The organism is Jiella soli, from assembly GCF_020615385.1.
Classification (GTDB): Bacteria; Pseudomonadota; Alphaproteobacteria; order Rhizobiales; family Rhizobiaceae; genus VKMB-3413.
Map to the genome: position 1 here is coordinate 202,351 of NZ_JAJAVB010000025.1, position 20,538 is coordinate 222,888.

A 20,538-nucleotide genomic window follows, 5' to 3' on the forward strand; every position below is an offset into this window, starting at 1 on the left:
ATATTGCGAAGAAGCAACCAAAGCGGGTCGGCCGGGGTTTTGCGACAGGGTGCCCCATGGTATCAAATCGCCTTCGTGGGCATCGAAAGCAAAGGCCGATTTATCGGTCTCGCTCAACCCTTTGGGAGAAGTACTATGGCCTGGAACAAGCCCGTCGTCACCGAAGTCTGCGTCGCCATGGAAATCAACGGCTACATGCCGGTCGAATTCTAATTGACGATGCAAGAAGACGACCGCAGGCGAGGTGATCCTCGCCTGCGGCTTTTTGTTCTTGGATCTGCGGCGGGTGGCGGCTTTCCGCAGTGGAACTGCCTTTGCCGTGTTTGCCGGCTGTACTGGGAGGGTGATGAGCGGGTCGAGGCCCGGTCGCAGTCTTCGATTGCGGTGACAGCGGACGGCCAGCACTGGCTGCTCCTCAATGCCTCCCCGGACCTGCGCCAGCAGATCCTGAATTCGCCGCCGATGATGCCGACCGCCTGCGATGCGGACGGCTCGGGGCGAGCAAGCCCGATTTCCGCGGTCCTCGTGACGAATGGCGATGTCGACCATGTGGCGGGGTTGCTGACGCTGCGCGAAAAGCAGGACTTTTCGCTGTATGGCACGGCCGGTGTCCTCGACGTGATCGCCCAGAACGACGTCTTTGCGGTCCTCGATCCAGCGCATGTCTCGCGCCAGCCTGTCGAGTTGAACCGCGCCTTCACGCCTGTGCCTGGGCTCGAAGTGGAAATATTCTCGGTGCCGGGCAAAGTGCCGCTCTATCTTGAGCGCGGCGAGGTCGATGTCGGCGAGGAGGGCGAGATGACGGTCGGTGTCCGGCTCTCCGCCCACGGGCGGACCGCCTTCTACATTCCCGGCTGTGCCCGCGTGAGCGACGCCCTGCGCGATCGTGTCAGAGGCGCCGACGCATTGTTGTTCGACGGCACGGTGTTCGAGGACGAGGAAATGAAGAATGCCGGCGTCGGTGTAAAGACCGGCCGGCGCATGGGCCACATCCCGATCTCGGGATCGGGCGGCAGCATCGACGCCTTCGATGATCTCGGCATCGGCGCGCGCGCCTATATTCATATCAACAATACGAACCCGATCCTGATCAGGGGTTCGCAGGAGCGAGACGCGGTGGAGGCCGCCGGCTGGACGGTCACCCGCGATGGGATGGAGATCGTGCCATGACGGCATCCGCACCGGCAATGATGGACAGGCAGGAATTCGAGGCGGCGCTGCGGCAGATCGGGGCCGAGCGTTATCATTCGCTGCATCCCTTCCAGATCAAGCTGCAGAACGGCGAACTGACCCGCGAGCAGGTGCAGGCCTGGGCGCTGAACCGCTACTACTACCAGGCGAACATCCCGGTGAAGGATTCCTACATCCTCGCCCGGCTCGATACGCCCGAGCTTCGGCGCGAATGGCGCCAGCGCATCATCGACCATGACGGCGAGGAAGGGCAGCGCGGCGGCATCGAGAAGTGGATCGCTCTCACCGACGGCGTCGGCCTCGATCGCGACTATGTCGTCTCGGGCCGCGGCATCCTGCCGGGAACGCGCTTCGCCGTCGACGCCTATGTCCATTTCGTGCGCGAGCGCACGCTCCTGGAAGCCATCGCCTCCTCGCTGACCGAACTGTTCTCGCCGAACGTGATCGGGGTCCGCACCAAGGGCATGCTCCAGCACTACGACTTCATATCGCGGGAGACACTGGCCTATTTCGACAAGCGTCCCGTGCAGGCCAAGCGCGACAGCGACTTCGCGCTCGAGTACTGCCTGGAACATGCCAGGCGGCCAGAGGAGCAGCAGGCGGTGCTTGCCGCCCTGCGCTTCAAGTGCCACGTCCTGTGGGCACAGCTCGATGCGCTCCATTTTTCCTATGTCGAGCCGGGTCTGATCCCGCCCGACGCCTGGCGGCCGGGAGAGGCCCTGGTCGCGGTCGGAGCGGCCGCATGACAACGATTGCCGACGGCACCGTTCCGAAACTCCCGCACGGGGTGAAGTTCCGCGAGGACAAGGCCCGCGGCGGGTTCATCCTCGTCGGGCCGGAGCGGATCTTCAATGCCGACGGCGTCGCGACCGAGATCCTCAAGCGGATCGACGGCAAGACCGACTTCGCGGGGATCGTCCGGCAGCTGACCGAGGTCTTCACCGCCGACGAGGCGACGATCCGGCCGGACGTGGAGAGCTTTCTCCTCGACCTCGCCGACAAGCAGATGGTGACGCTATGAGCGAAACCCTTCTCGACGACCGACCGGCGGCTCGCGAGGGCCCGATCGAAAGGCCGAGGCCGGCACCGCCGCTCGGCCTCCTTGCCGAGCTGACGCATCGCTGCCCCTTGCGCTGCACCTATTGCTCGAACCCGCTTCAGCTCGACCCGCGCTCCTCCGAGCTCGATACCGAGACGTGGAAGCGCGTCTTCTCCGAAGCCGCCGAGCTCGGCGTCATCCATCTGCATCTGTCCGGTGGCGAGCCGACGGCGCGCAAGGACATCGTCGAGCTGACCCGGCATGCTGCCGAGGTCGGGCTCTACACCAACCTCATCACCTCCGGCATCGGGGTCTCCGAGGCGCAGCTCGACGCCCTGTTCGATGCGGGCTGCGATCATATCCAGCTGTCGCTGCAGGGCGCCGATGCCGGGATCACCGAACTCGTCGGCGGCTATCGCGGTGGCTTCGAGAAGAAGGAAGCCTTCGCCCACGCCGTCGTGGCGCGCGGATTCCCGCTGACGCTGAACGCCGTCATCCACCGGATGAACATCCATCAGGTCCCGGCGATGATCGACAAGGCCGTCGCCTTCGGAGCCAAGCGCCTGGAGATCGCCCATACGCAATACTACGGCTGGGCGCTGAAGAACCGGGCGCAGCTGATGCCGGCGCGCGAGGATGTCGACCGCACGATCGGCGAGGTCGAGGCGGCCCGCGAACGGCTGAAGGGCAAGCTCGTCATCGACGCGGTCTTCCCCGACTATTACGCCCGCTATCCGAAGCTCTGCAACGGTGGCTGGGGGGCGCGCACCTTGAGCGTTACTCCGTCCGGCAAGGCGCTGCCCTGCCATGCCGCCGAAACGATCAAGCATCTCGATTTCTGGACGGTGCGGGAGCATTCGCTGGCCGACATCTGGCAGTCCTCGCCGGCCTTCGAGGCCTATCGCGGCACAGACTGGATGAAGGAGCCCTGCCGCTCCTGCGAGCGCAAGCACGTCGATTTCGGCGGCTGCCGCTGCCAGGCCCTGGCGCTGACCGGGGATGCGGCCAATACCGATCCGGCCTGCATCAAGTCACCGCTGCACGAGCGGCTCGGCGAGATCGCGACGACGGAAGCCTCGGCAGTCGTCGATCCCGGCGCCGCCACCTATCGCGGCTTCCGGGCCGGCTGACACATCTTCCGATTGCCGCTGCCTTCGCCCCTCGCCCCTCGCACCGGGGGGCGCGAGAGGCGGCGCTTTCGTCTCAGGCGCTGCGCGGGCTCTTGGAGTCCTGCCAGTCCTGATGCGCGCCGGACGGCGAGCCCGCGGCCGCGACCGGACGATTGCGCATCGAGCGGTCGGTGGACGGGCCGTAGAGCATGGCCCGCTCGGCCGGCGTCGACGGAAAGATCGGGACGCGGCGATACGACTTCTCGCGGATGTCGCTCATATAGCCCGCCATCATGCAGATCGGCTTCTTGAGCGAGGGATAGTCGCGTTCCCCGCACAGCATGGTCATGCCGAACAGGCGTTTGTAGAACGGCGCGTGCTCGAGCCGGACCGTCGCCAGGATCTGGTCGAGGCCGAAATGGTCGCAGGCCATGGAGCCGAGGCGCAGGCCGAAATGCGGCATCAGCGGCGTCTCGGCGCGGATCTTCGGGTCCATGACGAAGCGGGTGGGGTCGGAAAAGCTCTCGCCCGCCTCGAGCAGGGGTTCGAGAATGTCCGAAAACACCTCCAGGCCCGGCGCATAAGGCATTTCCGGCGAGCAGACGTGAACGCGGATCGAGCCGGCCAGCCAGCCGTCGAACTCGATGCCGAAGATGAAAGCGTTCGGGTCCTCGTCATGCGCATCGTAGAACATACGCTCGGGATTGGGATCGATTGCGCCTTCCGCTAGGTAGGCATCATATCGAAGTCTGAAAATCCTCTCGCGGTCTAGCGCGTCATCTGCCCGGAAATATCGCACACGAGAAGCAATATCGGTGAGATGTGTTTGGAATGAACTCGGTTTAACCTGCATGTTCATCAGCGCGCCCCTATCGCTTATGCACAAACAGACTGGACGAGCATCGCAACAATTTCAAGAAAGTTTGACTTAAATTGTATAGGAATTAGGGTTAATCAATCCCTATAGTTAATTGCAATTATCCTCTCCCGGCTGTCAGGCGCGCGAGAGACGTCGGGAAAGCCTGGCGATACCAGCATGTATGGCCGCCGGAGATGTCCGGGCCTTCGAGATGAGGGAAAAGCCTTGAGCGGCGCTGGAGAGGCGGTCGTGCCGCTCTCAGCGGCTCCGCGCGTCGGCCGAGGTCGAGGCGCGCAGGCGCGGTTCCAGGTCGTTCCGGCCGGTTCGGCCCTCGGCCTTCGCGAGCAGCGCGGCGATCCCTTGCGCGGGTAGCGGAAAGCCGTAGACGAAGCCTTGGATGGCGGTCACCGCCTTCTCGCGATGCAGCATCTCCAGCTGGCCGACCGTCTCGACCCCCTCGACGACGATGTCGAGGCCGAGCGAGGCAATGAAGCCGATCGCGCCCTTCAACAAGGCGTGCTGGCGCTCGTCCATCTCGATCTGGGTCACGAAGCTGCGGTCGATCTTGATCTTGTCGATCGGCAGTCGGCCGATGCGGCCGAGATTGGAGTAGCCCGTCCCGAAATCGTCGAGCGACAGCCGAATACCCAGCGCTTTCAGCCGCATCAGGCTTTCGAGCACGCAGCCGTCGAAATTGACCGTCGACTCCTCGGTGATCTCGATCTCCAGCCGCGACAGCGGAAGCCCGGCCTTGCGGCAGACGCGCTCGACCATGTCGACGAGGTCGATGCGGTGAAGCTGTCCCGGCGACAGATTGACCGCGACGCCGACATTGCCCGGCCAGCTTGCGGCCGTTTCGCAGGCCAGTGCGAAGACATGGTCGGTGAGAAGGGTCATCAGACCGGCTTCCTCGGCGACCGGGAGGAACTTGGCGGGTGAAACGGCGCCCTTGCCGGGGATCGTCCAGCGCGCGAGCGCCTCGCATGTCACGATGGTGCCGTCCGGCGCCAGCATCGGCTGGAAGGCGAGGCCGAGCTCGCCCCGCGCCAGCGCCGCCCGCAGATCGGTCTCCAGCGACAGTCGCTCCTCCTCCATCTCCGCCATCTGGGTGGAGAAGGCGCTGTGGTGGCCCTTGCCGATCCGCTTGGCAGCAAACAGCGCCGTGTCCGCGCGCTGGGTGAGGATCGCCGCGTCGGCGCCGTCGCGCGGGTAGAGCGCCGTGCCGACGCAGCAGTCGATCACCACGGCGATGCCGCCGAGCTCGATCGGCGTGGCAAGCGACTCAATCAGCCGGGCGGCGAAGGCTTCGGCCTCGGCGAGCGTTCCGACCCCCCGGTGCAGGATCACGAACTCGTCGCCGGCAAAGCGGGAGACGACTGCGCGGTCCCCGGCGACCGCCGTGAACCGCCGGGACACCTCGATCAGCATGCGGTCGCCCGCGGCATGGCCGAGCGAATCGTTGATGTGCTTGAAGCGGTCGAGATCGACGAAATGCAGGGCGAAGGGCATGCCGCGGTCGGCAGTCGCCTCCTCGATGATGAAGCGCATGGCCGCCCGGTTCGGCAGGCCGGTGAGAAGATCGGTCTCGGCCAGCTTCTTGTTGGCTCTGGCGGCGCTGACCGCCGCCGAGAAGGTCTCGTTCATGCGCTGCGACGTGCGCAGGATCGACAGGACGAAGAGCAGGAAGAAGAGGGCGAGCGCCGCGTAGGCCAGCGATCCCTTGACCATCAGCGCGAGAACCATCGGCACCGCGGCGGCGATCAATTGCAGCCGCACGATGATCTCGCTGGAGAAATTGCGCCCCTGGACGCCGACCAGATAGCCGACGCAGATCGCGAACGACATCAGCTCGGAGAACTGGCTGTCGGCGGACCAGAAGATCGAAAGGGCCCAGCATCCGAGCACCAGGACATGCGCGGTTCCGACGATCGCATAGACCTGCCGCCAGTACCGCGTGTCGAGGCTGCCCCGGCCTGCGCGCTTCAGGAAGGACGCCATCGTGGCGAAGCGGACGAGTGTGACGGCTGCGACGGCGATCCAGACCCAGAGCGTGTCGGAGTAGAATCCGGTCAGCACGGCGCCGGCCAGCGCCGAAATGGCGCCTAGCGTAAAAGAGGGAAGATCCCCGAAGAGCGAGCGGACGACAGCCTCGTCGTCCATGTCTTCGGCGGGATCTGTCGCGCCATATTCCGTCATTCAGCCAACTTGTCGCAGGCGAGAGTCAGAGCACCCTACGACGCTGGCGATAACGAAGTCTTACCTTCGGCTAATATGAGCACGCGTGTCAGCATTGAAGGCGCGCTCCCGCCTTAAGTGTCTACCTCGACAGTCCTGATTATTCCTTAATTCACAACCAATGTTTGTATCGGAAGAAGATAAGCGGGACGATTGCCGAAAAGACCATCAGGACCAGTGCGTAAGGATAGCCATAGGCCCAGTTCAACTCAGGCATGTCCTTGAAGTTCATGCCGTAGATCGAGGCGATCAGGGTCGGTGGCAGGAAGGCCACTGCGGCGACGGAGAAGATCTTGATGATCGCGTTCTGCTCGATCGAGATCATGCCGACCGTGGTGTCGAGCAGGAAGGTCGTCTTGTTGGAGAGGAACGAGACGAAGTCGTTGAGCGAATGCACGTCGCGGATCATCGCCTTGACCCGCAGCTTGGCGTCCTTCGTCGGCTTGCGCCGGTCAAGCACCAATTGCATGAAGGGCAGGAGCCGGTCGATCGTCGCAAGGCTTTCGCGAACCCTCGAGGTGAGGTCGCCGGCCGCGCCGATCCGCCGCAGCAGCGACTTGAAATCGTCGGTCTCTGTCGGCCGCTTCTGCTTCGAGGAGTTGAAGACGTCGTCGCCGATCCGGTCGAGATCCGCCGAGATCGCCTCCAGAAGATCCGCGACGCGGTCGATCACCGTTTCGAGGAGGCCGATCAGGATCGCCTGGGCGTTCGTCGGGCGTTCCTCGGAAGCGTTGATCGCCGGGCCGAGCGGGGGTGGCGTCACCCCGCCATTGCCGTTTGCCCGGGCGACCGATGCCGTGTCGCGGCACAGCTTCGCCGAGAAGATCGCGAAGCTCTTGGGTTCGCTGTAGCGCAGGGTGATCAGGCGCCCGTGCACCAGGATGAAGGTCACCGGCGCGAAGGAGGGCTTGCCGCTGTCGAGGCCGTAGACGACGGCGGCGGTCATGAAATCGGCGCCGTCCTCCGAATAGAGCCGGCTCGAGACCTCGATCTCGCGCATCTCCTCGCGCGTCGGCACGTCGATGCCGCATAGCGCCTCGATCGCCGCGACCTCCTCCACAGAGGGATCGAGGAGGTCTAGCCAGATGGCGGTCTCTGGGATGTCGCCGGGCGCAACCTTGCGGCGGCGGGCGCGCACGCCCTCGGGCTCATAGGCTTCGATCAAGCCGCTTTCTCCGTGAAATCCCTGAACCAGCGCGCCGCGCTTTCTTCGCTCACCGCGCCCGCGGCAACGTCCATGACGAACTGGTAGACCATCCCGTTGTCGGCGGTGATCCGATAGTCGTGCTTCATCAGGAAAACAGCCGCGACGACGATCGCGGTTCGCTTGTTGCCGTCGACGAACGGATGGTTGCGCGCGATGCCATAGAGGTAGGCAGCGGCGAGATCGAAGGCGTCCGGCTCGCCATAGGCGGCCTTGTTCTGCGGCCAGTCGAGCGCCGATTGTAGCATGCCGAGGTCCCGTAGGCCGCGGGCTCCGCCAAACCGCTCGATCTGTTCGCTATGGAAAACCTCGACGCTCGCCTGCGAAATCCAGCGCCAGGTCATTTGGCGAGTTTGCTGAGCGCGTCGCGGTACTTGTCCATGAAGGTCCGCGCATGGGCCAGTTCCTCATCGAAGTCCGAATCGGCCTTGACCAGCCGGATCTCCTGTTCGGACACGATCGCGGTCAACCGGTCTCCGGTGACCAGCCCGGCCTGCTCGAGGATCTCCTTCGGCAGGATGACGCCCTCGGAATTGCCGATCTTGCGCACGACGGTGTTCATGCCTGGAGCCCTCATGACGATGCGGACGCGGTCCGCATCGTTATAACTAGCGTTCCATCATGACTCCCGCAAGACGCTCACTCGGCCGCGAGCTTGTCATGGCCGAGGCGGCGCGACAAATCGCGGATCAGGCTTTCCGCGGCCTCCGCGATGACCGTGCCCGGAAAGAAGATCGCCGCGGCGCCGGCCTTCTTCAGCGCCTCGACATCCTGGGGCGGGATGACGCCGCCGACGACGATCATGATGTCGCCGCGCCCCTCCGCTTCGAGCGCGGCCTTCAGTTCGGGCACGAGCGTCAGATGGCCGGCGGCGAGCGAGGAGGCGCCGACGATGTGCACGTCGTTCTCCACGGCCTGGCGCGCCACTTCCTCCGGCGTCTGGAAGAGCGGACCGATATCGACGTCGAAGCCGAGATCGGCGAAGGCGGAGGCGATGACCTTCTGGCCACGGTCGTGGCCGTCCTGCCCCATCTTGGCGACGAGGATGCGCGGGCGACGCCCTTCTGCCTCGGCGAAGGCCTCGCTCAGCGCCTGCACTTTCTCGATCCGATCCGACATCGTGCCGGCCTCCCGCTTGTAGACGCCGGAAACGATCTGGCTCGTCGCCACATGGCGGCCGAACACGGTCTCCAGCGCCGCCGAGATTTCGCCGACGGTCGCCTTGGCCCTCGCGGCCGCGATCGAGAGCTCCAGGAGATTGCCGTCTCCCCTCGCGCCGTCGGTGAGGGCGGCGAGCGCCCGTTCCGTCTCGGCCGGGTCGCGCTCGCGCTTCAGCCGGTCGAGCTTGGCGATCTGCTGGCGACGCACGTCGGCATTGTCGACGCGCAGGACGTCGATCTCGCTCATGTCGTCGCTGACGAACTTGTTCACCCCGACGACCGTCTGCGCGCCGGAATCGATGCGGGCCTGGGTGCGGGCGGCAGCCTCCTCGATTCTGAGCTTCGGCAGGCCGCGTTCGATCGCCCGGGCCATGCCGCCCATCGCCTCGACCTCCTCGATGTGAGCCATCGCCTTTTCGGCGAGCACATGGGTCAGGCGCTCGACATGGGCCGATCCGCCCCAGGGATCGATCAGCCGCGTCGTCGCCGTCTCGTGCGCGAGGATGAGCTGGGTGTTGCGGGCGATCCGGGCGGAGAAGTCCGTCGGCAGCGCCAGGGCCTCGTCGAAGGAATTGGTGTGCAGCGACTGGGTATGTCCCTGCGTCGCCGCCATCGCCTCGACGCATGTCCTGACGACGTTGTTCATCACGTCCTGCGCGGTCAGCGACCAGCCGGAGGTCTGGCTGTGCGTGCGCAGTGACAGCGAGCGCGGATCCTGCGGCGAGAAGTGCTTCTGCATGAGCTTCGCCCAGACGAGGCGCGCGGCGCGAAGCTTGGCCACCTCCATGAAGAAGTTCATGCCGATCGCCCAGAAGAAGGACAGGCGCGGCGCGAACTTGTCGATCGCAAGGCCGCTGGCGACACCCGCCCGGGCGTATTCGATGCCGTCGGCGATCGTATAGGCGAGTTCGAGATCCGCCGTCGCTCCCGCCTCCTGCATGTGGTAGCCGGAGATCGAGATCGAGTTGTATTTCGGCATGTGCTTCGAGGTATAGGCGAAGATGTCCGAAATGATCCGCATCGATTGCTTCGGCGGATAGATGTAGGTGTTGCGGACCATGAACTCCTTCAGGATGTCGTTCTGAATGGTCCCGGCAAGATCGGCCTCGGCGACGCCCTGTTCCTCGGCGGCGGCGATGTAGAGCGCGAGCACCGGCAGGACCGCGCCGTTCATGGTCATCGACACCGTCATCTCGGCGAGCGGGATGCCGTCGAAGAGTTCGCGCATGTCGATGATGGAGTCGATCGCGACACCGGCCATGCCGACATCGCCGGCAACCCGGGGATGGTCGCTGTCATAGCCGCGATGGGTGGCGAGGTCGAAGGCGATCGACAGGCCCTTCTGCCCGGCCGCGAGGTTGCGGCGGTAGAAGGCATTGGACTCCGCCGCCGTGGAGTAGCCGGCATATTGCCGGATCGTCCAGGGCTTCTCGACATACATCGTCGGATAGGGCCCGCGAATATAGGGGGCGATGCCGGGAAAGGTGCCGAGATGGGGCAGATCGGCGAGGTCGGCGCCGAAGCTCGCCCGCGGCACTTCGATGCCTTCGGGCGTCTCGACGACCTCGCGCCGCGAGGGGTCGGCGAAGCCTGTCGCCGGACGCTTCCAGGCGAGGGCGGCGAAATCCGGAATGGCGCTCATCGGGCGGTCTCCAGACTGGCGGCAAGGCGGCAAGGACGGAGCGGCTCCAGCGACACGCCGCCGCCCCCGGTCGTCGTTTCCACGACCGGCTCGGCCTCGAGGAGCGGATGGGATCGCTCGTCCTTCGGCGGATAGAGATTGGTGCCGACGATCGGCGGCTGGCCGGCCTCGAGACGATGTTCGGCGGCAAGGCGCGCATCCGCGATGCGGCTCTGCAGGGCGCCGGACACAAGGCTTGCCGCAAGGCCGCCTTCGGCCTCGATCTTCTGGAACTCGCTCCAGGCGACCTCGGCGGTGAGCTCGGTCAGCGTCTCGATGGCGCCCGAGCCGGCGGCCGGATCGAGCACCCGCGCAAGCCCGGTCTCCTCCTGCAGGATGACCTGCACATTCCGGGCGAGCCGACGCGCCGCCGGGTCGGCAAGGCCGAGCGCCAGGGTGTGCGGCAGGACCGTCAGGCTGTCGGCACCGGCCGCCCCCGCCGAAAAGGCTGCGATCGTCGCCCGCAGGACGTTGGTGTGCGGGTCCATCGCCGCCATCATGCGGAACGAAGTCTCGGCGTGGATGCGGGCTGGCGCCGGCCGGGCCTCGCCGCAGGCCTCGAGGACGCGCGCCCACAAGAGGCGCAAGGCCCGCAGCTTGGCGATCTGCTCGAACTGGGTCTGGTCGACGGAAAGGGTGAATCCGATCGCCGCGGCGGCCTCGGCAACGGACCATCCGGCCGCTTCGCCCGAGCGCAAATGCTCGACGGCCGCGGCGAGGACGGCGCCGAGTTCCTGGCCCGCTGTCGCGCCTGCATCGTGGAAGATGCGGGCGTCGGCCTCGGCGAGCCGACCGGAAAAGCCGATCTCCCGCCACCTGCGGAAGTGCTGGGCAGCCGCGCTGCGGACGCTCGCCCCGTCGCCGGAAAGGTGCCCGGTGAAGGCCGCGACCCCCAGCGGATCGTGGCAGAGATCGATCGCCAGATTTGGAAGTGCCTGGCCGCGCGCCTCGACGAGCTTGGCGATGGCCTCGGCCGCAGCCTCCGTGTCGCGGCAGGGCTCGAGGCGCAGCGTGACGAGATCGAGCGCGACGCCTTCCAGCGCCTTGGCCACCGTATCGGCGTCGGGGGAGAGGCCGAAGCCCCGCGCGGCGAGCGACCCCGCAAAGCACAGCGACAGGGCACCGGCGCCGCCTTCGAGATCCGTCCGGGCCTGCCGGCCGGCGCGCTCCGCATCGGGATCGTCGACCCGCTGGTGGATGATCCAGGGCCCGTCGCTGCAGTGGGCGAGGGGAGACGCTTCCGCCATGCGAGGATAGAGTGGTCCGTAGACGAAGCCGTCGGCGGCGCGCGTCGAGAGCGTCTCGAAACTCCGTCCCTTCAGCGACCGCTCGACGAGAGTGCGCCACGCCGCCTCGTCCGCGCTCGGAAAAGCCTCGTCATCCATGCCGAATCCGCCCTCCCGACGCGTTCACGATCCGTCCGCGGAAATCGCGACTGCGGGCTTCGCCGCCGCGCGTCGCGGTTCGCGGATGATCTGCATAGGACACATTGCGGCGAGAGAAAATGCCGCCTTCGGATGAGGCAGCGACAGAACCGCCGCCGTCAGCTGTGCTCCGGCTGCGGCCGGATGGCGTCGGAGGGTGCCGTCAGCGTCCAGACGACGCCGTCCCGCGCATAGTTCATATCCACTTGGCCGCCGAGCCCGCGCGCGGTCATCTTCTGCGTCACCAGCGTGCCGAATCCGGAGCTCTTCGGCTCGATCACCGGCGGCCCGCCACTTTCGCGCCAGACCAGGGTGAATTCGTCGCCGAGCGACCAGGAGATGCGCACCCGTCCCTCGGAGCTGGACAAAGCGCCGTATTTGGCGGCGTTGGTGGCGAGTTCGTGCAGGGCAAGGCCGATCGTCTGCGCCGCTGCCGCATTCAGGGGCGTGTGTGGTCCGCAGCTTTCGATCTGATCGGTATCGGCGCCGAAGGGCTTCAGCTGCATCGCGACGAGATCGTCCATGTCGACGCTCTGCCAGCCACGGCCCGCCAGGAGATCGGCCGAACGTGCCAGCGATGCGAGGGCGTCGGACAGGGTCGCCAGGAACTTGTTGGTGTCCGAGCTTTCCTTGGCGGCGCGGCGCGCAATCGCCGCGACCAGCGCATACTGGTTCTTGGCCCGGTGCGTCATCTCGCGCATCAGGAAGCGGTTCTGCTCCTCCGCCTCGCGGCGCTCGCGGGAGGCCTGGGCGAGGACCTTGGAGACCTGTCCGACTTCCGCGATGTCGGTCGAGATGGTCGTCGCGGGCAGGCCCTTACCGATCAGCTCCGCCTGCTGGGCGAGCGACAGGATCGGCTCGGCGATGCGCCGGCCGAAGATGATGCCGAGCGCGACGCTGAAGGCGAGGAGCAGGAAGCCGGCGCCGAAGAGGAGGATCCAGGAGCGGTAGGTCGGGCCGTCGATGACCGCGCTCGGAACCGCGACCGTCGTCGTCCAGCCGGACAGGCTCGACACGGTCGATGCCTCGATGAGGTCGGTGCGGGTGCCGGAGCCGATCGCCTCGATGATCGAGGGATTGTCGTAGGAAATCCCCTGCCGCGATTGCATCTTGCCGCCGCTGGTCACCGCGGCGAAGACCCGATGGCCCTCGGAATCCTTGATGATCGCCGACCATTCCCGCGGCAGGTTGCGGTCGGCGATGACCGCCTCGAAGGAGGTCGCGGCCTTGGTCAGGGCGAGCACGTAGCGGGCGGTCGAGCCTTCGACCACCGGCACGGCGACGTGATAGACGAAATTGCCGCTTTCCTTCCGGAACGAGACGCCGGAGACCACCGGCCGCATGGTCGAGAAGGCCCGCTCGATTGTCGCGGAATCGTCGAAGGTCGGCGGGACGCTCGACTGTGCCGGCTGGGTGGCGACCACGACCTGCATCGACCGGTCGACCAACTCGGCGCTGGTCTGCGTATTGCGCAGCGCCGCCGCCGTCCGCTCCTGAAAGGCGTCGAGGCGTTCGTTCGGAATGGCCGGGGACGCCGCCAGGACGCGGCCCATCGTGATCAGCCCGTAGATTTCCCGGTCGACCGCATTCGAGACGATCTCCGCCGTGTCGTTCACCTGCGCTGCCGCGATCTGCTGCTGCTGCTCGGAGAATTGCAGGATCAGGAAGGCGCTGAACAGCAGTGCCGGCACGAGAACCGTCAGCGCGAAGAGAACGAGATGGGCGATGAGCGGCGGCCGCCGCAGGAGGCGCGAAAGCGTCGCCGAGCGGATCTTCGCCCTGCCGCCCTCGTCCCGCTCGCCAGGTGCTGCATGCACCGCATCCGCCTCGAACGCCATCGCCTCACCGCCTTCCGCAATGCCCTGCCTCGTCGGCATCGCGGCTCCCGTCGGTTCGATCCTCGTTACTTTCTGGGGCCACCTTATGACAGCGCCCGACGTTTTTCCATCATTGACCGTAAATGAAACAGTTTGATGCCGAATTGGTCTGCGGTGACGCAGGACGGAGCGCCCGGCCGCTCCAGGGCGGTCATTTCCGGACACCCGTTTCCCATAATCTGGCGCCGCGGTAGCCGTCGCCGGCCTTTGGCCGCCGGAGCCGCGACGATGCCGCACGTCCTGGCGGGGGCTGTATCGGCACCTTCTGTCCGCGATGTCGCTAACCCTCCGGTGTGAAAGGCATTCGTGTCGGTAAACTGGCGAATATCGCCGCTGGAACGCAGAAAATGGCGAAATTTAGGTAGCCATGGGGGTTGCCATACCCGGTTGGATCGTCAAGTTTGGGGCTAGCTGCCGAGCCGGACGCACAGTTCTGGCTCGTGCAGATCGTAGCGCTTGGCTTTCGCGACGTGTCGCAGGCTCAGTGCTCAGATGAAATCCAGATTTCACGGGTCCATGGAAGCCAAGCTCAGCATTCGAAACCTGTACAAGATCTTCGGGGATTCTCCGGACGAGGCGCTGCGACTTCTGAACGCGGGCCGTACGAAGGAGGAAATCCTTGCCGAGACCGGTAATACGGTCGGCGTGCAGGACGTCAATTTCGACATCGAGCCAGGCAAGATCTTCGTGGTGATGGGACTGTCTGGTTCCGGCAAGTCGACCCTGATCCGGATGCTGAACGGACTGATCCCGCCGACGTCGGGAGACATTTTGATCGACGGCGCCAATGTGGCGAAGGCCTCGGATGAGGAGATCCGGTCGATCCGCCGCGAGAAGATCGCGATGGTCTTCCAGCATTTCGCGCTGTTTCCCCACAAGAGCGTCATCGACAACGTCGCCTTCGGCTTGAAGATCAAGGGCGTCGGCGCCAGTGAGCGGCACGAGCGCTCGATGCGGGCGCTGGAGCAGGTCGGGCTCGGCGCTTATGCCGACAGCTATCCCGAACAGCTTTCGGGCGGCATGCAGCAGCGCGTCGGCCTGGCGCGCGGCCTTGCCGCGGAGCCGGAAGTCCTGTTGATGGACGAGCCCTTCGGCGCGCTCGACCCGCTGATCCGCCGCGACATGCAGGACGAGCTGGTCCAGCTGCAGAAGACGCTGAACAAGACCATCGTCTTCATCACCCACGACCTCAACGAGGCGCTGATCCTCGGCGACAAGATCGCCATCATGAAGGGTGGGCGCTTCGTCCAGGTCGGCACCGCCGAGGACATCGTCGGCAACCCGGCCGACGGCTATGTCGCGGCCTTCACCAAGGACATCGACCGCTCGCGCGTCTTCAAGGCACGTCGCGTCGCGCGCCCTGCCAATCCGGTGGAGCGCGCGAGCCTGACCCGGTCTTCGGCGCTGTCGGCGATGGATGCGGCGGGCCGCGACGCCGTCTATGTGGTCGAGGACGGCAAGCCCGTCGGCATCCTCACCTATCGCGACCTTGCCGGTCTCGAACCCTCCGCGGACGTCTCGGGCGCGATGATAGCCAATTTCCCCTCGACCCGCGAGACGACGCCGATCAGCGATCTTTATCCGCTGGCGAAATCGGGCCTGCCGATCGCGGTCCTGTCCGAGGACGGAAGGCTGGCGGGTGTCGTCGAAAGCAAGGCGATCTTCGCCGAGCTCGGCCGCGGGCCGAACGAGGACGAGGTGGAAGACACACCGGTGGCGGCCGAATAGGCGCCGCGAAGAAGACCGGCCGGCCCGACCGGCCATTGCCGCCGCGCCCCTGTCGGCGCGGCCGCCCAATGACCTGACACGTTCCGACACGGAGAGCGACGATAGCGATGTTCAGTCCTTCGGACTACGTCCATATTCCTTTCGACGACTGGGTGCAGAGTTTCGTGCGAGGCTTCCTCGTGCCGAATTTCCGACCGTTCTTCCGCGCGGCGCAGGAACCGGTCCACATCGTGATGAACAATCTCGACTGGTTGCTCAACACCGTCCCGATGCTGCTCATCACCGCGATCTTCGCCTTCATCGCCTGGCGCGCCGCCAGCCGCGGCGTCGCGATCTTCACCGTGCTGGCCTTCTTCTTCGTCGACATGATCGGCCTGTGGTCGGACATGATGACGACGCTTTCGATGATCGTCACCTCGGTGGTGTTCTGCGTCATCATCGGCGTGCCGGTCGGAATCGCCGCGGCCGGCAGCGATCGGTTCCTGGCGGTCATCCGGCCGGTCCTCGATGTGATGCAGACGATCCCCTCCTTCGTCTATCTCGTGCCGATCGTGATGCTCTTCGGCGTCGGCATGGTGCCGGGCGTCATCGCGACCATCATCTTCGCCCTCCCGCCGATCATCCGCCTCACCAATCTCGGCATCCGCAATGTACGCGGCGATCTGATCGAGGCGGCCAATTCCTTCGGTGCGACGCGGAGCCAGACGCTCTGGGAGGTCCAGCTTCCGCTGGCGCTGAGAACCATCATGGCCGGCCTCAACCAGACCCTGATGCTGGCGCTCTCGATGTCGGTGATCGCCGCGCTGATCGGCGCCGGCGGGCTCGGCCTCGTCGTCAACACCGGCCTCGGCCGTCTCGACGTCGGCACGGCGACGGCCGGCGGCGTCGGCATCGTCCTCCTCGCCATCGTGCTCGACCGAATCACGCAGGGGCTCGGCGAGAAGAAGCCGATCGGTGCCCGGACCTCGGTGCGCGAGACGCTCGGCAAGCTGTTCCGGCCGATGGCGGTCGGCTCCCGCCGCGCCGAGCCTGCCGAATAGGCCGATGGCACAAGGTTTCACGCGCGCGCCCCGCTTGCGGCAGGCGCCGTCGTGATCACCGGCGCGGCTGCCGCGCCGATCAGGCGCGTTCGCCGCGCCATGAGCGTTCCGCCACCCGGCGGAACGAGAGACCTCGGAAGACAATCCGAACCTCGATAAAAGGAGTCCGTTCTTGATGTCCGGAAAGACCACATTCCTCGCGACCGCAGCGGCCATCGGCCTCGCCTTCGCCAGCCCTCTCGCTGCCAGCGCACAGGACATGCCCGGCGAGGGCGTTTCGGTGAAGATGGCGCGCGCCACCTGGGACACCGGCTGGTTCACCGCCGAGATCTACACGCAGCTTCTCGAAAAGCTCGGCTACGACGTCTCCGATCCGGTGACGCTCGACGCACCGGCCTTCTACCAGGCCGTCGGCCAGGGCGACGTCACCATGTGGGTGAACGGCTGGTTCCCGCTGCACAACACCTATGAGGACGCCTTCTCGCAGGGTGCCGAGAAGCTCGGCTACGTCGCCAAGGGCGGCGCGCTGCAGGGCTATCTCGTCGACAAGGCCTCGGCCGAAAAGTACGACATCAAGACCCTCGACGACTTCAAGAAGCCGGAGATTCAGAAGGCCTTCGACCGCAATGGCGACGGCAAGGCCGACATGGTCGCCTGCCCTCCGGGTTGGGGCTGCGAGGAGGTGATCAGCCACCAGCTCGACGCCTACAAGCTGCGCGACAACATCAACCCGATCAAGGCCGCCTATTCGGCCTCGATGGCCGATGCGATCGCCGCCTACGGCCAGGGCAATCCGATCCTGTTCTACACCTGGACGCCGAACTGGACGGTGAACGAGCTGAAGCCGGGCAAGGACGTCGTCTGGATCGAGACGCCGGAGAAGATCGCGCTGCCCGAGAACCAGATGAATCTCGCCGACGCCGCCACGGTGAAGGGCGTCGACGGCTGCGTCGAGGATCCGTGCCGCCTCGGCTGGCCGGCCAACGACATCCAGCCGGTGGTCAATTCCGACTTCCTGAAGAACAACCCCGCGGCCAAGACGCTGATCGAGGAAGTCTCGGTCCCGCTGGCGGACATCTTCTCGCAGAACGCGCAGATGAACAAAGGCGCCGACAAGGCCGAAGACATCAAGAAGCAGGCGACCCAGTGGATCTCCGACCATCAGGACGAGGTCGACGGCTGGCTGAAGAACGCGCGCGACGCGGCCAAGGGCTGATTGCAGCGCCGGACATCCGGCGACGAACCGACTGAGCTGAGAGCGGGCGGGCCTCCGGGTCCGCCCGCCTTGCGTTTGGAGGGAACGTGGAGAGCGCGCCGCCGCGGCGCGAAGTCCGCTTGTTCCGGCCGATCCCCGCCGTATAGTGGCTCGCCGACAAGGGGAGGGCCTGGCATGGCGGACGAGTTGCGGATCTATCTCGGCTCAAGCCGCGGCCCGGACGACGCGGTGAAACAGGGCGAATATCTGGCCCTGAAGCTCGCCAACCGGCACGGCCTCGTCACCGGGGCGACCGGCACCGGCAAGACGGTGACGCTGCAGATCCTCGCCGAGGGTTTTTCGGAAGCCGGCATTCCGGTCTTCTGCGCCGACATCAAGGGCGATCTCTCCGGCATTTCCCGGCGCGGCGAGGCAAAGGAATTCCTCGTCAAGCGCGCCGCCGAGATCGGCCTCGACCCCTATTACAACGACTTCTTCCCGACCGTCTTCTGGGACATCTTCGGCGAGAAGGGCCATCCCGTGCGGTCCACCATCTCGGAAATGGGTCCGCTGCTGCTCGCCCGGCTGATGAACCTCACCGATGCGCAGGAGGGCGTTCTCAACATCGCCTTCAAGATCGCTGACGAGGAGGGGCTGCTCCTCCTCGACCTGAAGGACCTGCAGGCGATGCTCGCCCATCTCGCGGAGAATTCCGCCGAGATTTCCAAGCTCTACGGAAACGTCGCCAAGGCGTCGGTCGGCGCCATCCAGCGCTCGCTCCTCGTCCTCGAACAGCAGGGGGCGGCAAGCTTCTTCGGCGAGCCGGCGCTGCAGATATCGGACCTGATGAAGACCGACCGGGACGGGCGCGGCGTCGTCAACGTGCTCGCCGCCGACAAGCTCATGCTCAACCCGCGGCTCTACGCGACCTTCCTGCTCTGGCTGCTCTCGGAACTCTTCGAGGAACTGCCCGAAGTCGGCGATCCCGAGAAGCCGAAGCTCGTCCTCTTCTTCGACGAGGCGCATCTCCTGTTCGACGGCGCGCCTCAGATCCTGCTCGAACGGGTCGAACAGGTGGTGAAGCTGATCCGCTCCAAGGGCGTCGGCGTCTATTTCGTCACCCAGAACCCGCTCGACGTGCCCGACGGCGTCCTCGCCCAGCTCGGCAACCGCGTCCAGCATGCGCTGCGTGCCTATACGCCGCGCGAGCAGAAGGCTGTGAAGGCCGCCGCCGAGACCTTCCGCCCGAATCCGGATTTCGACGCCTATGAGACGATCACCAGGCTCGGCGTCGGCGAGGCGCTGGTCTCGACACTTCAGAAGGGCGGCGTGCCCTCGGTGGTCGAGCGCACGCTGATCCGTCCGCCGGCGGCACGGCTCGGCCCGGTCACCGACGAGGAGCGGGCCGAGACGATGCGCCAGAGCCCGGTCGCCGGCCAGTACGACCACGCGATCGACCGGGAATCGGCCTATGAGATCCTGATCGGCCGCGCCGATGCGGAGTTGAAGCGCGAGGAGGAGGAGCGCCGACGCGAAGCGGAAGCCGCCGAGCGGCGCCGCAACGACGACCTCGCCGCGAAGGCCGAAGCCGCCCGGCGAAGAGCAGCGGAACCCGAGAATGATGGGCGCGGGCCCTGGGGCGGCGCCAGCGGCGGCGGGGGAGGCGGCACCGTCAGACGCACACGCACCGGCTTCCAGATCCCCGATTTCGGCCTCGGCGGCGGCGGGCGCGACGATACGGAGGACGTTGAGGAGTATGACGCGGCGCCCCGTCGCAGAACCGCGCCGCGCCGGCGCTCGACCCGCTCCTCGGGATCGTCAGGCTATCAGCGCCAGACGGTCACCGAGACGATCATGAAACAGGTCGGCCGCACCGTCGCCTCGACGGTGACGACGGCGATCGTGCGGGGGATCCTGGGGAGCTTGAAGCGGGGACGGTGAGGGAAGCGGCCGACGCTTGCAGCCGGCCGCTGATCCTGCTGCGCGAGAGATCATCGCCGCGTGTCATACTCTCTCGCCAACGGAGCAGAGGGGGGAGCCGAAGGTTGCCTTGCCGATCCGAGCGAACGGACCGTCGCCTCACCCCGCATTCGCCAGCCTCACATCCGCCGGCACGCTCTTTTCCAGCACCAGCCGCACATTCGGCAGGTCGTTGCCTTCCATCTTCGTGCGGAGTGCTTCGCCGGACAGGCCGTAGCCGGTCCAGCGCTCGGTCAGCCGGCGGGTCAGCACCTCTTCCGGCACGTCCAGCATGACGGTGAGGGCGAAGTGGTCGCGAAGCTCCGCCCAGGCGGGATCGTCGAGGAGGAGGTAGTTGCCCTCGACGAGGATCACGCGCGCCTGCGGCCCGATGATCCGGGCGCCGGCGCGGGCGATCTCGATCGACCGGTCGAAGACCGGAACGGCGACCTCGCGGCCGTTATCGGCGAGGAGCCGTCCGAGCGTCGCGGCCAAGCCGTCGACGTCGAATGTGTGCGGCGCGCCCTTGCGGGGCCGGTGCCCGCGCGCCTCCAGCACCATGTCGTCATAGTGGAAGCCGTCCATTGGCAGGATCTCGGCGAGGCCCGGTGCGGCGGCGTTGATCTCATCGCGCAGGTGCTCGGAGACCGTGCTCTTGCCGGAACCCGGCGCGCCGGCGATCGCGACGGCGATGCGGCCTGAGGCCGCGCGATCGACGATCCTTCGGGCGAGGGCTTCCATCGTTATGGTCTCGGTCATCGGATCTCTCTCCCCTCCGCGCTTCGTCCCGGATTTACCTGGCCCATGCCGTGCCAGGGAGTCGGCCGGTACGCCCGG

16 protein-coding genes and 1 pseudogene are annotated in these 20,538 nt (G+C 66.1%); 8 read left to right on the forward strand and 9 right to left on the reverse strand.

Annotated features, from left to right (window positions below; all coding sequences use genetic code 11):
- The first annotated feature begins 135 nt into the window (after positions 1-135).
- The 4 genes and pseudogenes from pqqA to pqqE all read left to right on the forward strand — a co-directional run bounded on the left by pqqA (position 136) and on the right by pqqE (position 3,360).
- Positions 136-213 (forward strand): pyrroloquinoline quinone precursor peptide PqqA, encoded by a 78-nt coding sequence (pqqA, locus tag LH400_RS26385; RefSeq protein ID WP_369695419.1) that lies wholly within the window; start codon positions 136-138, stop codon positions 211-213.
- A gap of 42 nt (positions 214-255) precedes the next feature.
- Positions 256-1,170, forward strand: coding sequence for a pyrroloquinoline quinone biosynthesis protein PqqB (gene pqqB, locus LH400_RS15430; protein ID WP_229154406.1), 915 nt, complete (start codon positions 256-258; stop codon positions 1,168-1,170).
- Positions 1,167-2,212: pseudogene (gene pqqC, locus LH400_RS15435) on the forward strand (pyrroloquinoline-quinone synthase PqqC). The gene pqqB and the pseudogene pqqC overlap by 4 nt, the downstream one beginning before the upstream one ends.
- 44 nt (positions 2,213-2,256) lie before the next feature.
- Positions 2,257-3,360: a pyrroloquinoline quinone biosynthesis protein PqqE gene (pqqE, locus tag LH400_RS15445; protein WP_370638422.1), complete on the forward strand. Its 1,104-nt coding sequence runs from the start codon at positions 2,257-2,259 to the stop codon at positions 3,358-3,360.
- A 73-nt stretch (positions 3,361-3,433) separates the two neighbouring features.
- On the opposite strand, the gene LH400_RS15450 is transcribed toward pqqE, so the two are convergent.
- From LH400_RS15450 to LH400_RS15485, 8 genes are all read right to left on the reverse strand, one after another.
- Positions 3,434-4,198: an N-acyl amino acid synthase FeeM domain-containing protein gene (locus LH400_RS15450; protein ID WP_491014612.1), complete on the reverse strand. Its 765-nt coding sequence runs from the start codon at positions 4,196-4,198 to the stop codon at positions 3,434-3,436.
- 258 nt (positions 4,199-4,456) lie between these two features.
- Positions 4,457-6,394 carry a putative bifunctional diguanylate cyclase/phosphodiesterase gene (locus tag LH400_RS15455; protein ID WP_229153635.1) on the reverse strand — a complete coding sequence of 646 codons (1,938 nt, stop codon included), beginning with the start codon at positions 6,392-6,394 and terminating at the stop codon, positions 4,457-4,459.
- Between the two features lie 151 nt (positions 6,395-6,545).
- Positions 6,546-7,598, reverse strand: a complete 1,053-nt coding sequence (locus LH400_RS15460; RefSeq protein ID WP_229153636.1) for a magnesium transporter CorA family protein — start codon at positions 7,596-7,598, stop codon at positions 6,546-6,548.
- Positions 7,595-7,981 (reverse strand): type II toxin-antitoxin system death-on-curing family toxin, encoded by a 387-nt coding sequence (locus LH400_RS15465; protein WP_229153637.1) that lies wholly within the window; start codon positions 7,979-7,981, stop codon positions 7,595-7,597. Before LH400_RS15465 ends, LH400_RS15460 begins: the two co-directional genes overlap by 4 nt.
- Complete coding sequence (locus LH400_RS15470; protein WP_229153638.1) at positions 7,978-8,199, reverse strand: AbrB/MazE/SpoVT family DNA-binding domain-containing protein; 222 nt, start codon at positions 8,197-8,199, stop codon at positions 7,978-7,980. The genes LH400_RS15465 and LH400_RS15470 overlap by 4 nt, the downstream gene beginning before the upstream one ends.
- A 77-nt stretch (positions 8,200-8,276) precedes the next feature.
- Positions 8,277-10,439 carry a methylmalonyl-CoA mutase gene (gene scpA / locus LH400_RS15475; RefSeq protein WP_229153639.1) on the reverse strand — a complete coding sequence of 721 codons (2,163 nt, stop codon included), beginning with the start codon at positions 10,437-10,439 and terminating at the stop codon, positions 8,277-8,279.
- Positions 10,436-11,863 (reverse strand): methylmalonyl-CoA mutase family protein, encoded by a 1,428-nt coding sequence (locus tag LH400_RS15480; protein ID WP_229153641.1) that lies wholly within the window; start codon positions 11,861-11,863, stop codon positions 10,436-10,438. Before LH400_RS15480 ends, scpA begins: the two co-directional genes overlap by 4 nt.
- A gap of 158 nt (positions 11,864-12,021) precedes the next feature.
- Positions 12,022-13,779 carry a sensor histidine kinase gene (locus LH400_RS15485; protein WP_229153643.1) on the reverse strand — a complete coding sequence of 586 codons (1,758 nt, stop codon included), beginning with the start codon at positions 13,777-13,779 and terminating at the stop codon, positions 12,022-12,024.
- A 492-nt stretch (positions 13,780-14,271) separates the two neighbouring features.
- Between LH400_RS15485 and LH400_RS15490 the strand changes: the two genes are divergently transcribed.
- The 4 genes from LH400_RS15490 (at position 14,272) to LH400_RS15505 (ending at position 19,683) form a co-directional block, all read left to right on the forward strand.
- The gene (locus LH400_RS15490; protein ID WP_229153645.1) at positions 14,272-15,507 is read left to right on the forward strand and encodes a quaternary amine ABC transporter ATP-binding protein; all 1,236 of its coding nucleotides are present in this window, start codon (positions 14,272-14,274) and stop codon (positions 15,505-15,507) included.
- Positions 15,508-15,614: 107 nt separating this feature from the next.
- Positions 15,615-16,547 carry an ABC transporter permease gene (locus tag LH400_RS15495; protein WP_229153646.1) on the forward strand — a complete coding sequence of 311 codons (933 nt, stop codon included), beginning with the start codon at positions 15,615-15,617 and terminating at the stop codon, positions 16,545-16,547.
- Positions 16,548-16,722: 175 nt separating this feature from the next.
- A complete protein-coding gene (gene proX / locus LH400_RS15500) occupies positions 16,723-17,763 on the forward strand; it encodes a glycine betaine/L-proline ABC transporter substrate-binding protein ProX (RefSeq protein ID WP_229153647.1) in 1,041 nt (346 codons plus the stop codon).
- 174 nt (positions 17,764-17,937) lie between these two features.
- Positions 17,938-19,683, forward strand: coding sequence for a helicase HerA-like C-terminal domain-containing protein (locus tag LH400_RS15505; RefSeq protein ID WP_229153648.1), 1,746 nt, complete (start codon positions 17,938-17,940; stop codon positions 19,681-19,683).
- A gap of 138 nt (positions 19,684-19,821) precedes the next feature.
- Here LH400_RS15505 and LH400_RS15510 read toward each other — a convergent pair whose 3' ends face one another.
- Positions 19,822-20,460, reverse strand: a complete 639-nt coding sequence (locus tag LH400_RS15510; protein ID WP_255617593.1) for a nucleoside triphosphate hydrolase — start codon at positions 20,458-20,460, stop codon at positions 19,822-19,824.
- Positions 20,461-20,538: the final 78 nt, after the last annotated feature.